The organism is Paracoccus subflavus, from assembly GCF_004310345.1.
Taxonomy (GTDB): Bacteria; Pseudomonadota; Alphaproteobacteria; order Rhodobacterales; family Rhodobacteraceae; genus Paracoccus; species Paracoccus subflavus.
Genome location: NZ_SISK01000005.1, coordinates 61960 through 74462, shown reverse-complemented (window position 1 = coordinate 74462; position 12503 = coordinate 61960). Strand labels below are relative to the sequence as shown.

Below are 12503 nucleotides of genomic sequence, written 5' to 3'. Positions count from 1 at the left end.
TTCATCCTGGTTAATGAGGTCGGACCATGTCCTTGTTACAAGGTCAGCAGGGTCAGCAAGGACAACAAGGCCAGGGCTATGGGGGATCGGGCGGATCGGCGGAAAGCCTGATGGCCGCCGCCCTCATGCAGTGTCGCGACGCCATCGTCGGAACCGAGATCGTGCGCCCAGGGACGAGCCAGGATGTCACGCTTGGTCAAGACAAGCGGCTGGAACGGATGGGCCGGCAATATCGCCACCAGGCGCTGATCGCCGAACTGATGGAGGATATCGGCTTTGACTGCGCCGAATACGATCCGGTCAAGCCGACCGCAAAGGCCTTCACGGTTCTGCGCCGCAAGGCGGGGGGCAGCGCGACAAGCGTAGACTACACCCCCCTGGCCGAACTGGTCCGGCCCGGCATCGGCGATTTCCACGATGCCGCGCCGATGGTCGCGACCTATGCCGAGTTGCGGGCCGACCGCGCCGCCGAGATTCTGGTGCAGGTCAGGGATCTGATCCCCTTCTTTGTCAGCATCCTGCCGGTGACCCCGGTCCGCTGCCCCGCCGTGACCGAGATGCTGGAATGCGCGCTGGATATCGTCGCGCCCGTTGTGATGCGCGTCAAGATCGCGCTGGGCTGTCCCCGCCCCAGCCAGTTCAGCGACCGCATCCAGCCGATGATCGCCGAGCCGCCGCATCCGAGCTTTCCCAGCGGCCATGCGACGCAGGTCTTTACGCTGGCGACCATGCTGTCGCTGCTGGACAAACCGGGCACGGCAGTGGTCAGCGACAGCCAGGTATATCGGCTGGCCTGCCGGATCGCGATCAACCGGACGGTGGCGGGAATGCATTATCCCGTGGACAGCGCCGCCGGCGCGATCCTGGGCATCCAGTTGGGCCGCTATCTGATGGCGCGGGGGAAGGCGGACGGAAAGGTGGGATCGGCCGGATTCGACGGGACGAAGTTTCGCACTGACGGAAAACCCCGCGATTTCCATTACGCCGTCCTGGACAAGATGATGAAGGACGACGACGAAGCAACGAAGATTCCCCAGGGCGAATCCAACGTCCGGCCCGCGCCGCTGTGGCAGTCTCTGTGCAAGCGCGGGGCCGAAGAATGGGACAGCCGATGGAGCTGAGATCGCCATGACATCCCCTCCCGCTCCGCGCTGGTCCGACCCGGAGGCAGCCTTTGCCGAATACCGGCCCGGCCAGTCGGCCTATCTGCATTATTTCTATGACCTGCGGACCAGCCGCGACGACAAGCTGCAACGGCCCGATCTTGACTCCGAAGCGGGCGCCGAACTGCCTTGGCAACTGGAAAAGGCGCTGCGGAAAATGATCGAGGAAAGTCTGGGCTGATGGCGCTGGCCCATGCCATCGTGACGGCGTTTTCCGAGTTTCTGGAGGATCCGGCGGGCATCCTGTCGCAAGACGCCCCCAATCCCCGGCAGCGTGATTTGACCGACGACCCCGACGACGCCAGGCTCGCGTATCTGCCAGAGGACGCCCTGCCCAGCCCGGAAAGCGGCTGCATCATCGGCGTGATCGACGATGCGATTCCCTTTGTCCACCAGTCCCTGACGGTGACGGGCAAGCTGTCCCGCGTGGCGGCCGTCTGGATGCAGGACGCGAAATTCCGGAAGGATGTGGGGATCGACCTGCCGACCGGTGCGGAATGGCGCGGGGTAGAGCTGTCGGGCTTGTTGAACAGCGGGCTGGACGACGATGCGATCTATCGCCGGACCGGGGCCGTGGACATGACGCGCCCCGGCATCCCCTCGGGTGCGTTCCAGCATGGCCATGGTGCCAGCGTGACGACGCTGGCGGCGGGATTTCCGCCCGACGATCCGGCAGCCCGGAACCATCCGCTGATCGCCGTCAGCCTGCCGCCCCGGATCATCGCCGATTCCACGGGGGTGGTCGCAACCGTCCCGATCCTGGAAGGCATCCTGTTCATTCTCAACCGCGCGCGGCGCCTGTGCCGGTTTATCGAAACAAGGCGAAAGCCCAACGCGGCGGTGGTTCGGCTGCCGGTGGTCATCAACATCAGCCTGGGCCTGACTGCCGGGCCGCGCGACGGATCGACGCCGCTGGAACGGTTCATGGATGCCGTGTCCGAACACGGGGTGCCGGGCCTCGGGCCGGTGCATTTCGTGTTTCCGGTCGGAAACCACCGCCAGGCGCGGCTGCGGGCCAGGCTGCGACCTGGCGAGACGATCGCCTGGCGCCTGCCGCCCGACGATCCGACCATCAATGCCGTCGAGATCTGGGGCCCGCCCCGCACGCCCGGTGCCTCGGGCCCGGGGCCCGTCCTTCAGGTCACGCTGAAGCCCCCCGGCATGGCGCCGGCAACCACGGCCTTCACCGTGCCCTGGCAATATTCGATCCTGTCGGATCCCGGCGGCAAGGCAGTAGCCCGCGCCTATTACCAGCCGCACCTGACGCGCGACGGACAGTGGCGCGACGGCATCGTCGTGATCGCCCTGCCCACCTGTCCCGAGCGGCTGGGCGAGCCGTTCGCCCCGCCCGGCGAATGGAAGATCGCCATCCCCCGCAATGCCCCGGCGGGCATCTATGACCTGTCCGCCCAGCGCGACGAGGTGATCCGGGGCTATCGCGGCGGCGCGCGGCAGAGCTGGTTTTATGATCCCGCCTATCGCAGCCATGATCCGGCCGGGTGGCCGATCCTGACCGATGCCGAGAATGGCGGCCGTCCCAAGGTGATCCGCACCGATACGGTCAACGCCTATGCGACGGGCGAAAGGCCGCTGCGGGCGGGGGCGGCTTATGGCCGGTCCGGGCGGACAACGCCCTATGTCGGGTTGCTGAAGACCGGTTTGCCGGGCGACTGCCTGGCCGCGGTGGATCGCAGCCCGACCGACGGTGGCATGATTGTGCGGGGCCGCGACAGCGGCAGTTTCGGCCTGGCCTCCGGCACTTCGCTTGCCGGCCCGCAACTGGCGCGGTGGCTGGCCGAAGTGCTTGCGGGCAATGCAAGCCCCCTGGACCGCGCGGCCATCGTCACCAGAGCGAACACAGTCTTTGGACCCGGGCAGGACGGCCCTGTCGCAGGGCGGGACACGCGATTTCCCGAATACTGACCGATTGATTCCCCGTTCCTGTCTTTTTCACAGGCATGGGCCGTGCCGATTCACGCCGGTTTCACGGCAGGGGCGCAGGGTGATTCCATTGAACGCGATCATCGGTCGCCTGGGATGACGACCCACAGACAGGCAGCAAAGGGGGAAACGGACATGCCGGGCGACACCATTCCGAATTTCAACAACGTGATTGCCGCGCTTCAGTTTCTGGGCAGCGGGCCGGGGGGTGCGCGGAATGCGCCGGACCGCGAAATGCAGCGGGATCTGATGGCGGCAATAACCGGACGGGCAGGGGGCGGTGCTCCTCTCGCCGAACCCGCCCGTCCAAGCTGGACCGCGTTCCAGCGGCTCGAGCAGGAGAACCAGCTTCTTGTCGATCAGCTCGAGATGCTGGCCTGCGCCCTGGGTGCCTGTTCAAATTGCTGGGGCGGCATCGAGGACTGCGAAGACTGCGGAGGCGTCGGACGTCCCGGCGCCTTTGCCCCGGATCGTCGCTGTTTCGACCGGTTCGTTCTGCCCGTCATCGTTCGCGTGATGGGCCGGACCGATCCCTGCGGCGATACCTTTCCAGACCGCGATGGAAGCGACCCGCGCGGTGAGATGTAACCGGTTTTCAGTGTTTGCGGGTATCTGGCGGATGGTTTTCCCCATCCGCCAGAATTTCTTTTTCAGAACAAGGGATCGACATCGAAGGGATCGGCGGGGGCGGTCGTGGCGATGGTGCGGCCCGGCCCGGACAGGGTGGCGATCTGCCGCGCAAGCTGGGCGATCGCCTGCGAGGCCGCAGCAGCAGACACGGCAGGCCCGGTTCCGCCCATGGGCACGGCGATGTCAAAGCTGCGGGCGTGATTTGCGCCCCCGCTGCCTTCATCGGACACGAAATAGCGGCCTGACAGGCGATAGACCCCGTCGGCTTGGGCCAGTGCGCGTTCCACCCGCACCTCGAGGGCGCGGCGGGGAGGCTCGGCCAGGGGCCAGGGCTCGCCGATAACGGTCGCGCCCGAAGCATCCGAGATCGCCCGCGCCAAGGTCAGGGTAAAGGCGCGCTGCGGGTTGTCGGCCCACAGGTTGTCGGGGGTGGACCGGATGGCGCCGTCCCCGGTCTGGAAGGCGACCTCCTGGCTTGATGCGTATTCGGGCAGGGACACGTCCTTCAATTCGGCGCTGCCCAGCCGGTCGGGCACCTGTTCGCCCATGACCGGCGGGTCGATCGGATAGCGCGCGGTCTTTTCCGGATTGGAGCAACCAGCCAGCCCCAAAAGGCCAAGGCAGACAAGGGCAGGGCGCAGAACAGGCTTCATGTCATCGTCCCAGGATAAAGGCACGGGGGTTGCGTTCGATCATCCGGGCCAGCGAACCGAATGCCTCGGTCGCCCGGCGCAATTCGCGCAGCATGTTTACGGCTTCGGTGTTGAAGGCCGAACGGTCGCCATAGGAGGCCAGCACCGAATCGGCCCGCGCCGCCGTGGCTTCCAGCCGTGCGATCAGTTGCGGCAGGCGTTCGACCGAGGCAGCCACCTGGTCGGCGGCGGTGCTGGCGCTGTCCAGCGCGTCGTTCAGATTGCCCGCCGCGCCACCCTCGCGCAGATCGTTCAGCAGACCCGAGGCGGCCTCGAGCGTGTCGGACAGGTTGCGGGGCAGTTGTTCGGCATCCTCGCTGCCCAGCATGGCGCGCAGATCGGCCAGAATGCCCTCGGCCTGGGCGCTGATGTCCGCAAAGTTGAATTGCTCGACCGCCGCTGCGGCGGCGTCGATCTGATCGACCATCGCCGGGGCATCGACGGCGGCCAGGCGGACCGCCTGGGCGGCGGCGGCGGCCTCGTCGATCAGACGGGCGAGGTTTTCGGCGGCCCCACCCTCGCGCAGGCCGTTCAACAGCGCCAGGGCGGCCTGAAGCGTCTCGGACAGGGTGCGGGGCAGTTGTGCGGCCTCTTCGCTGCCCAGGATGGTGCGCAGGTCGGCAAGGAGGGTTTCGACCTGGGTACTGACAGCGGCAAAGTCGAATTCCCCTACTGCCGCGGCGGCCGCATCGATCTGTTCCACCATTGCGGGTGCTGCAGCGGCGGCCAGACGGACCGCTTCGGCCGCGGCGGCAGCCTCGTCGATCAGACGGGCGAGGTTTTCCGAGGTTCCGGCATCGCGCAAATCGCGGGCCATGCCGCCGATGTCGGTGGCCGCCCCCCGCGCCTGATCCAGCGTCTGGCGCAGGCTTTCGGGAATCGCGCGGGTATCCTCGGAACTGGCAAGGGTGGTGATGCTGTTCATCATGTTGGTGGCCGAATCAAGAACCGCCTCGAAGGGCAGGTCTCCGATGCGGGTCAGGAAATCCTGGGCGCTGGCCGAGAAATCGTCCAGATCGCCGGGGACCGAGGGAATGATCGGATGGGGATCGGCATCCATGTTGATCTGCGCGGGCGCCGCGTTCGGGATATCCACGAGTTCCACCATCAGCGACGTGCCCAGGAACCCCGCACTGGCCACGCGGGCGCGCAGGCCCTGGGCCACGGCCTCTTGCAGGAAGGCCAGGCCCTCCTCGGGCGTGGCGTCGTCGGCAAGACCCAGACGGAAGGGGGATATGGCCAGGGTCACGATCTGCCGGGCGCGGTCGGTGCCGTTGTCGACTGTCACCGCCAGATCGGTGACCTGCCCCACGCGCAGGCCCTGGAACTGCACCTCGGCCCCCTTGGACAGGCCGCGCAGCGAATCGTCGATCAACATGCTGATGCGCAGGGGTGCGGCGTTGTCGCTGGCCAGGATGTCGTTGCGGGCCGTATCCTCGTCGGGCTGCAACACGAAGGTGTGGCCCGGCTGGATCGGCTGGCCGCCGCTGATGAGGGTGTCGAAGGACACGCCCCCCTGCAACAGCGAGGACAGGGAATTGACGTTGAACGACACGCCCGAGGCACCCAGCGACAGCGAAAAGCCCGACGTGTCCCAGAACACGGTGGAACTGGTCAGCCGTTGGTCATGAGGCGATTCGATAAAGGCATCGGCGATCACCTGATCCTCGGCTTCGGACAGGCGCAGGTTTTCCATCCTCCCGACCTGAACGCCGCGATACAGCACCGGCGCGCCGTCGGTGATGCCATCGGCATTCTCCATCGTCAGCGTGACCCAGGTGCCGGGCGTGTCGGTACGCACCAGGGGCGGGCGGTCCTGGCCATCGAAACGGCTTCGCTCGCCCGAGATTTCGGCGTCCCAATATCCTTCGATGAAGGATCCGGTCAGCACCGTGTCCAGCCGCGAAACCCCCTGGGCCGTAACCTGGGGGCGGACGATCCAGAATGCAGCGTCGCTGTCGATATAGGGGGCCACGTCCTTGTCCACGCGGATGGACACCAGCACCCGCGACAGATCAGACGTGAAGCGGACGGATTCGACCTGGCCCACGGTGATCTCGCGGAAGCGCAGGGCGGTTTCGCCCGGGGTCACGCCGGTCGCGTCCATGAACTCGACCTCGATGATGTCGCCCCGTGTGGAATAGGCGTTCCAGGCGATCGCCAGCGTCACAAGCAAAGCCAGGATCGGGACCAGCCAGATGACATTGAGACCCGCCTGTGCCGCACGCGCGGCGGACTTGCGCACGGGACTTGCCGGTTTCGGCGGCGGCGTATCGGTCATCCTGCGGTCAGTCCTGCCCCATGTCGTCCGTCCGGCTTCGCAGCGGCAGCCCGCGCCAGATCAGTCTTGGATCAAAGCTTTGCGCGGAAAGCATGGTAAAGGCAACAGAGAGCGCGAACGACACCGCCGCAGGACCGGGATGGATCGAGGCCACGAACCCCAGTTGCACCAGAGCCGACAGGATCGCCACCACGAACACGTCGATCATCGACCAGCGGCCGATGAACTCCACGACTTCGTAAATCTTCAGCCGCGTATGGGCCTGTTCGATGGTCGCGGGCTTGCCCGCCACCATCGCCAGCCAGGCGATCGACACGAACTTGGCCATCGGCACGATGATCGAAGCCACAAAGACGATGATGGCGATGTCGTAGTTGCCGTAATGCATCAGCTCGACCACGCCTTCCAGGATGGTCGCCTCGGAGCTGCCCTGCAGACCGGCAAAGGTCTGGGTCCGCATCATCGGGAAGAGATTGGCGGGCACATACATGATGAGGCCCGCGAACCACCAGGCCCAGACCTTTTGCAGGCCCCGACGGTCGGGCGGCACCAGAGCCGCGCCGCATCGTTTGCAGTCGGCCTGATCCTCGGGCCAGACCCGGCCGCAGGACCGGCATCCGACCAGTCCCGCGCGATGGGCGGTCAGCACGGGGGCATCGGGCACGCCTGGGGTCATGGCGCGGGGCGTCGGGCCATCTCGCGCCCGTCGGTATGCAGGCCCGCATCCTCGATCGCGTCCCAGATGGTGGTCTGGCACATGAACCCGCGCGAGGCGAGGTTGACCAGGATCAGCGCGCAGAACGCCCAGAATGCCGGACCCAGATGAACCGTCGCAAGGCCCGCGACCTTGACCAGGGCAACAGCGGTGCCGATCACGAAAATCTCGGCCATGGACCAGGGGCGCATCAGTTCCGACCAGCGAAAGGCGCGCGCGGCATGGCGGTAGGGCGCCTGTCCTTGTGCCAGCGGCGCCAGCGTATAGACCAGCAGAAAGGCCCGCAGCAGCGGCAGGCCCACGATCATCGCCATGACCGCCAGCACCAGGGGCAGCAAAACCCCGTCGGCAAAGGCCATGCCCACCCCGAACAGCGACGTGGCATTGCCGAACCCCATGCGCGAGATTTCCAGGAAGGGAAAGAAGATCGCCCCCATCATCAGCACGACCGTCGTGAAGGACAGGGCGATCAACTGGGTAAAGGCGCCCCCGCGCGGCTTTGCCAGAACGCCCCCGCAGCGGATGCACCGCGCGGTTTCGCCCGTTTCCAGTTCCTCCTCGACATGCAGGGCGTCGCAGCGGGGGCAGGCCATCAGCCCCCGGCCGGTCGTCAGATCATAGGGTTCGGGTGTGTCCATCCCTGCAAGATAATCCGCCTGCGGACCCGCGCAAGCGCCGTCACGCATCAATGCCGGGCACCGGGCCGCGCGGCCGAGGTCAGCACGACGGCCCGCTGTTCGGCCTGAGCCGTGGCATGGTCGATCGAAAAATGCAGCCGCAGCACGAAGCTGCCGTTTTCGACCCCCATGGCCGCATGGCCGTCAAGCTGGGTGGTAAAGGCTTCGATCAACTGGCTGCCAAGCCCGGTGGCCCCCTCTTGCCCGCCATCCTCGCCGATGGAATTGGCGATCTCCAGAATGGCCTGGCCTTCGGCATCGGTGGTCAGCGTGACGCGTATCCAGGGTGATTCGTTTCGAGACAGCGTGCCTGCGTATTTCAGGGCGTTGGTGAAAGCCTCGGTCGCCAGAAGCGACAAGGGCACCGCCTGATCGGGCAGCAGGATCAGGCTGTCGATCTGCATCTCGATCCGCAGGGAATTGTCCGGCAGGGTCGAGGCGCTGACCATCTGCCTGATGATGTCGCGGATCAGACGTCCCGCCTCGACCGCGTCCAGATGTTCGGCCTGGTACAGATTGCGATAGATCGTGGCCAGCGCCGCCACCCGGTCCTGGACCGAGCGCAGCACGCGGCGGGCGTCGGGATCGTCGATCATCCGGCTCTGCATGTTGATGATCGAGGCGATCAGTTGCAGATTGTTCTTGACGCGGTGATGAACCTCTTTCAGAAGCACGGTTTTTTCGGCAACGGCAGCCTCCATCGCCTCTTCGTCGCGGATCAGGATGCGGGCCATGTTGTGGAATGTCTGGCTGACATCGGCGATCTCGGTCGGGGCATCGGACAGGACCGGGGGCGGTTCGGATCGGTTGCCGATGGCAAAGCGGCGCATCTGTCCGCGCAGAACGGTGATGTGGCGCAGCACCATGCGGAACACGGCGAAATAGGCCACCGCCAGCGATACCAGCCACAGGGCCAGGGGGATCGTGATCGCCCCCAGCCGCGAAATCTGGAACAGCCCTACCCCCGCGCTGCGCGGCGACCAACTGCCGATGGCATAGACCAGCCCGGGCACCGCAGGCACAACGGTGAACAGGCGCGTCTCGCCATTGCCGGCGCGGGCGCGGAAAGTGGTTTCAGGCTGTCCGATCAGGCTGACCAGATCGACATTGCGGGGCAGGATATCCCTGACGCTTGTCTGGACATCGGCATCGAATGTCAGGACTTCGCCCCACTGGTTGAAGGTGACGATCCGGGCGCCGTCCCTGCCAAGGCCGATGTTGTGCGTGGACCGCAGCAGTTCGCTGGTCAGCGACAGACTGACAAAGCCCAGCATGTCCCTGTCGCGGTACAGGGGCTGAATCACCATGACCACCGGCTGGCGGGTAACGGTACCCATCGCAACCGAGGTCACGATCGTTCCGGGCCGTTCCATGAATGTCTCGTATCCCTCGGCGCCCCGAAAATCCACCGGTTGATCCGAGCCCGAGGAATTGCACGAACTGATGCCGTCAACCGGGATAAAGCCGGCAAAGACATAGGTGGCGCTGCGTTCGATGAAGTTGCGCATCAGATCCGAACAGACGGTGGGGCGGTCCATGGATTCCAGAACCGCAGGCCCAAGCGCATCGGCCGATCCCAAGGCGCTTTGCAAAAGCGCGCGTTCCCCTGCCGCCGTCGAGGCGGTGCGGCCCAGCAGGGCGATGCGCACGCCCTGTTCGGCCTCTTTGACCATGTTGAAGTTCTGGATCAGTGAGATCAGTCCCAGGGGCAGGATCGCCACCGACAAGAGCGCACCCAGCCGGAATCCCAGCCGTCGGGTGAAGTCGAGACGGTCGCCCAGCCGCCGGAACACCGGCGGACCTAGCGGGCGATGGTGTGGCTGGAGGCCATGACGGCCAGCGTGGCCTGATCGGTCATGTCCATTTCCTCACCTTTTTCCAGATGCAGCAGCTCGGCCAGCTTGCGGCGTCCGCGATTGGCCCGCGACTTGACCGTTCCGATGGCCACCCCCGTCATGTCCGCCGCCTCTTCGTAGGAAAACCCCGAGGCGCCTACCAGGATCAGGGCCTCGCGCTGTTCGTCGGGCAGTTGGGCGAAGGCAACCCGGAAATCCTTGAGCGCCAGGCGGCCATCATGGTCGGGCCGTGTCGCCTGACGGGCGGCATGGATGCCGTCGCTGTCGCTGACCTCGCGCTTGGTCTTGCGGCGGGCGGAATAGAAGGTGTTTCGCAGAATGGTGAACAGCCAGGCGCGCAGGTTCGTGCCCGCCTGGAACTTGTCCATGTTGGTCCATGCCTTGACGATCGTGTCCTGAACCAGATCGTCGGCAGAAGCACCTTCGCGCGTCAGCGACAGAGCAAAGGCACGCAGGGCCGGAAGGTGATCCACCAGCTGATCGCGGGGATCGGTTGCTGCGGTATTCTTCATTCTGTCACCGTCCGACGTCGTGCGAGATCGCGTTTGCAAAGGCACTCACTTCTGCTCACGCAGTTGTTCGAGAAGGGCAAGAAAACGATCGGGAATCTGTTCGGTCGCGTCCTGTTCATAGGCACGCCGCAGATTCTCGTCGATCTGCTTTTCGACTGCCGCCTTGCGACGATCATCTCGCTTCGAAGTCATTATTTTGGTAGTCCCGGAAATCTTGTGCGCACATCCACCAACCTGTAGGGGTTACCACAGGTTCCGCGCAACATGCGAATTAAGGATGTGAAGATATGTCGTCAGCCGATCTTGCCCAGGCCGTCGCACGAGAGCTGCCCTATCTGCGGCGCTACGCGCGTGCCCTGACGGGCAGTCAGCGCGCCGGTGACAACTATGCCGCCGCAACCCTTGAAGCGATCCTGTCGGACCGGTCGATCCTTCAAGACAAAGAGGACACCCGCATCGGGCTGTTCCGCACCTTTCACGCGATCTGGCAAAGTTCGGGCCAGCCAATCGACGAAACCGACCGCACCGCCCGGGAACGGCGTGCCCAGGATCACCTGCGCGGCCTGACCGCCAATTCGCGCGAGGCGCTGCTGCTGCGCACCATCGAGGAACTGCACTTTGACCAGATCGGCCGGGTCATGCAGATCGACGCCGCCGAAGCCGAGGAGCTGGTGGGCATCGCCCTGTCCGAGATGAGCGCCTCGTTGCGCGGCAAGGTGATGGTGATCGAGGACGAAATGATCATCGCCATGGATCTGAAGGGCATCGTGCAGACCATGGGCCACGAGGTGACAGGCGTGGCGCGCACCCATGCCGCCGCGATCGAACTGGCGGGTCAGAGCCGCCCGGACCTGATCCTGGCCGATATCCAGTTGGCGGACGGATCGTCGGGCATCGACGCTGTGAACGAACTTTTGCGCGAACTGGGCGACATTCCGGTGATCTTCATCACCGCTTTCCCCGAACGGCTGCTGACCGGCGAAAGGCCCGAACCGGCCTTTCTGATCTCGAAGCCCTATAACGAGGAACAGGTCCGTTCTGCCGTCAGCCAGGCAATGTTCTTCGCCTCGACCGAGGGGCTTGACGCGGCCTGATCCGGGCCGGCGGGCGGCGGGTCATTCCGCCGCCTTTCGAATGTCGGCCACCACCGATGCCCGCGCCTCGCGCGCGGCGCGGACGCGGCGGCGGCGGGCCAGTTCGACATTAATGAGCGCGCCCAGCAGCACGGAAAATCCCGCCAGATAGAACCACATCAGCAGCGCCACGACGGTGCCGATAGACCCATAGATGCGGTTGTAGCTGTTGAAACTGCTGAGATAGGCCGAGAACGCGACCGAGGCCACGGCCCACAGCGCGGCAGCGAAAAAGGCGCCCCAGGTAAAGACGGGGGTGCGGGGCGTCTTCACGTTCGGGCCATAGCGGTACAGGATGCCGATGGCCAGGATCACCAGCAGGAACATGGCCCCCCACGGCAGACCGGCAACCACCCAGGCCCGTACTTCGGCAAAGACCGAGTAGTTGAGCAGGACCGGGACAAGCACGATGGTTGCCAGTCCTGCCAGCGAAATGCCGACAATGGCCAGCGTCAGCGCATAGGCCAGCATGAAGCCGAAGATCGTCGAATGGGCACGCACCCCATAGGCCGCGTTCAGGCCCCGCACCAGGGCATCCACACCGGCGCGGGCCGCGATGGTGGCGACCATGAAGGACACGAATGAGGCCCAGCCAACCGAATTGCGTTCCGGAGAGGTCAGCGACAGGATCTGCCCATCGATCAGATCGGCCGCGTCGTTGGGCAGGAATTCATGCGCTACATCCAGATAGGTGGTGATGACCCCGGGATCGAACCACAGACTCCACAACGCGATGATGGCGGCCAGCCCGGGAAAAACCGCGAACATGGCATAGAAGGCGACACCCGCCGCGATCAGACCCATGTGGATCTTGTCCATGCGTTCGAAGATCGCGCCCCAAAAGGCCCAGATCTCGCGCAGCATGGTCAGCATCGGTCCATCCGTTTCCTGGGGTGTTCATCG

Annotated in this window: 13 protein-coding genes; 5 read left to right on the top strand and 8 right to left on the bottom strand. The window is 65.3% G+C overall.

Going from position 1 to position 12503, the window contains the following annotated elements:
* Window positions 1–110 precede the first annotated feature (110 nt).
* The 4 genes from EYE42_RS08355 to EYE42_RS08340 all read left to right on the top strand — a co-directional run bounded on the left by EYE42_RS08355 (window position 111) and on the right by EYE42_RS08340 (window position 3692).
* Complete coding sequence (locus tag EYE42_RS08355; protein WP_165455745.1) at window positions 111–1121, top strand: phosphatase PAP2 family protein; 1011 nt, start codon at window positions 111–113, stop codon at window positions 1119–1121.
* Window positions 1122–1128: 7 nt separating this feature from the next.
* Window positions 1129–1344, top strand: coding sequence for a hypothetical protein (locus EYE42_RS08350; RefSeq protein ID WP_130990861.1), 216 nt, complete (start codon window positions 1129–1131; stop codon window positions 1342–1344).
* Window positions 1344–3086, top strand: a complete 1743-nt coding sequence (locus tag EYE42_RS08345; protein WP_130990860.1) for a S8/S53 family peptidase — start codon at window positions 1344–1346, stop codon at window positions 3084–3086. Before EYE42_RS08350 ends, EYE42_RS08345 begins: the two co-directional genes overlap by 1 nt.
* Window positions 3087–3239: 153 nt before the next feature.
* Window positions 3240–3692: a hypothetical protein gene (locus tag EYE42_RS08340; RefSeq protein ID WP_130990859.1), complete on the top strand. Its 453-nt coding sequence runs from the start codon at window positions 3240–3242 to the stop codon at window positions 3690–3692.
* Window positions 3693–3754: 62 nt separating this feature from the next.
* On the opposite strand, the gene EYE42_RS08335 is transcribed toward EYE42_RS08340, so the two are convergent.
* The 7 genes from EYE42_RS08335 to EYE42_RS08305 are packed head-to-tail and all read right to left on the bottom strand — an operon-like array spanning window position 3755 to window position 10659.
* A complete protein-coding gene (locus EYE42_RS08335) occupies window positions 3755–4387 on the bottom strand; it encodes a PqiC family protein (RefSeq protein ID WP_130990858.1) in 633 nt (210 codons plus the stop codon).
* Window position 4388: 1 nt separating this feature from the next.
* Entirely contained in the window at window positions 4389–6707 is a 2319-nt protein-coding gene (locus tag EYE42_RS08330) for an MlaD family protein (protein ID WP_130990857.1), read from the bottom strand.
* A gap of 7 nt (window positions 6708–6714) precedes the next feature.
* Entirely contained in the window at window positions 6715–7383 is a 669-nt protein-coding gene (locus tag EYE42_RS08325; protein WP_130990856.1) for a paraquat-inducible protein A, read from the bottom strand.
* Window positions 7380–8060, bottom strand: coding sequence for a paraquat-inducible protein A (locus tag EYE42_RS08320; protein WP_130990855.1), 681 nt, complete (start codon window positions 8058–8060; stop codon window positions 7380–7382). The genes EYE42_RS08325 and EYE42_RS08320 overlap by 4 nt, the downstream gene beginning before the upstream one ends.
* A 47-nt stretch (window positions 8061–8107) precedes the next feature.
* On the bottom strand, window positions 8108–9892 hold the full coding sequence (locus EYE42_RS08315; protein WP_130990854.1) for a sensor histidine kinase: 1785 nt from the start codon (window positions 9890–9892) through the stop codon (window positions 8108–8110).
* 8 nt (window positions 9893–9900) lie between these two features.
* Window positions 9901–10467, bottom strand: a complete 567-nt coding sequence (locus tag EYE42_RS08310) for an RNA polymerase sigma factor (protein ID WP_130990853.1) — start codon at window positions 10465–10467, stop codon at window positions 9901–9903.
* 45 nt (window positions 10468–10512) lie between these two features.
* Window positions 10513–10659 carry a NepR family anti-sigma factor gene (locus EYE42_RS08305; protein WP_130990852.1) on the bottom strand — a complete coding sequence of 49 codons (147 nt, stop codon included), beginning with the start codon at window positions 10657–10659 and terminating at the stop codon, window positions 10513–10515.
* Window positions 10660–10754: 95 nt separating this feature from the next.
* Between EYE42_RS08305 and EYE42_RS08300 the strand changes: the two genes are divergently transcribed.
* On the top strand, window positions 10755–11561 hold the full coding sequence (locus EYE42_RS08300) for a response regulator (protein ID WP_130990851.1): 807 nt from the start codon (window positions 10755–10757) through the stop codon (window positions 11559–11561).
* 21 nt (window positions 11562–11582) lie between these two features.
* Here the strand turns inward: EYE42_RS08300 and EYE42_RS08295 are convergent, their stop codons facing one another.
* Window positions 11583–12473, bottom strand: coding sequence for a YihY/virulence factor BrkB family protein (locus tag EYE42_RS08295; RefSeq protein ID WP_246020663.1), 891 nt, complete (start codon window positions 12471–12473; stop codon window positions 11583–11585).
* Window positions 12474–12503: the final 30 nt, after the last annotated feature.

Bases quoted from the DNA above. Each gene is read 5' to 3' on its own strand.
- EYE42_RS08355 (WP_165455745.1), top strand. From the start codon at position 111: ATGGCCGCCGCCCTCATGCAGTGTCGCGACGCCATCGTCGGAACCGAG.
- EYE42_RS08350 (WP_130990861.1), top strand. From the start codon at position 1,129: ATGACATCCCCTCCCGCTCCGCGCTGGTCCGACCCGGAGGCAGCCTTT.
- EYE42_RS08345 (WP_130990860.1), top strand. From the start codon at position 1,344: ATGGCGCTGGCCCATGCCATCGTGACGGCGTTTTCCGAGTTTCTGGAG.
- EYE42_RS08340 (WP_130990859.1), top strand. From the start codon at position 3,240: ATGCCGGGCGACACCATTCCGAATTTCAACAACGTGATTGCCGCGCTT.
- EYE42_RS08335 (WP_130990858.1), bottom strand. From the start codon at position 4,387: ATGAAGCCTGTTCTGCGCCCTGCCCTTGTCTGCCTTGGCCTTTTGGGG.
- EYE42_RS08330 (WP_130990857.1), bottom strand. From the start codon at position 6,707: ATGACCGATACGCCGCCGCCGAAACCGGCAAGTCCCGTGCGCAAGTCC.
- EYE42_RS08325 (WP_130990856.1), bottom strand. From the start codon at position 7,383: ATGACCCCAGGCGTGCCCGATGCCCCCGTGCTGACCGCCCATCGCGCG.
- EYE42_RS08320 (WP_130990855.1), bottom strand. From the start codon at position 8,060: ATGGACACACCCGAACCCTATGATCTGACGACCGGCCGGGGGCTGATG.
- EYE42_RS08310 (WP_130990853.1), bottom strand. From the start codon at position 10,467: ATGAAGAATACCGCAGCAACCGATCCCCGCGATCAGCTGGTGGATCAC.
- EYE42_RS08305 (WP_130990852.1), bottom strand. From the start codon at position 10,659: ATGACTTCGAAGCGAGATGATCGTCGCAAGGCGGCAGTCGAAAAGCAG.
- EYE42_RS08300 (WP_130990851.1), top strand. From the start codon at position 10,755: ATGTCGTCAGCCGATCTTGCCCAGGCCGTCGCACGAGAGCTGCCCTAT.
- EYE42_RS08295 (WP_246020663.1), bottom strand. From the start codon at position 12,473: ATGCTGACCATGCTGCGCGAGATCTGGGCCTTTTGGGGCGCGATCTTC.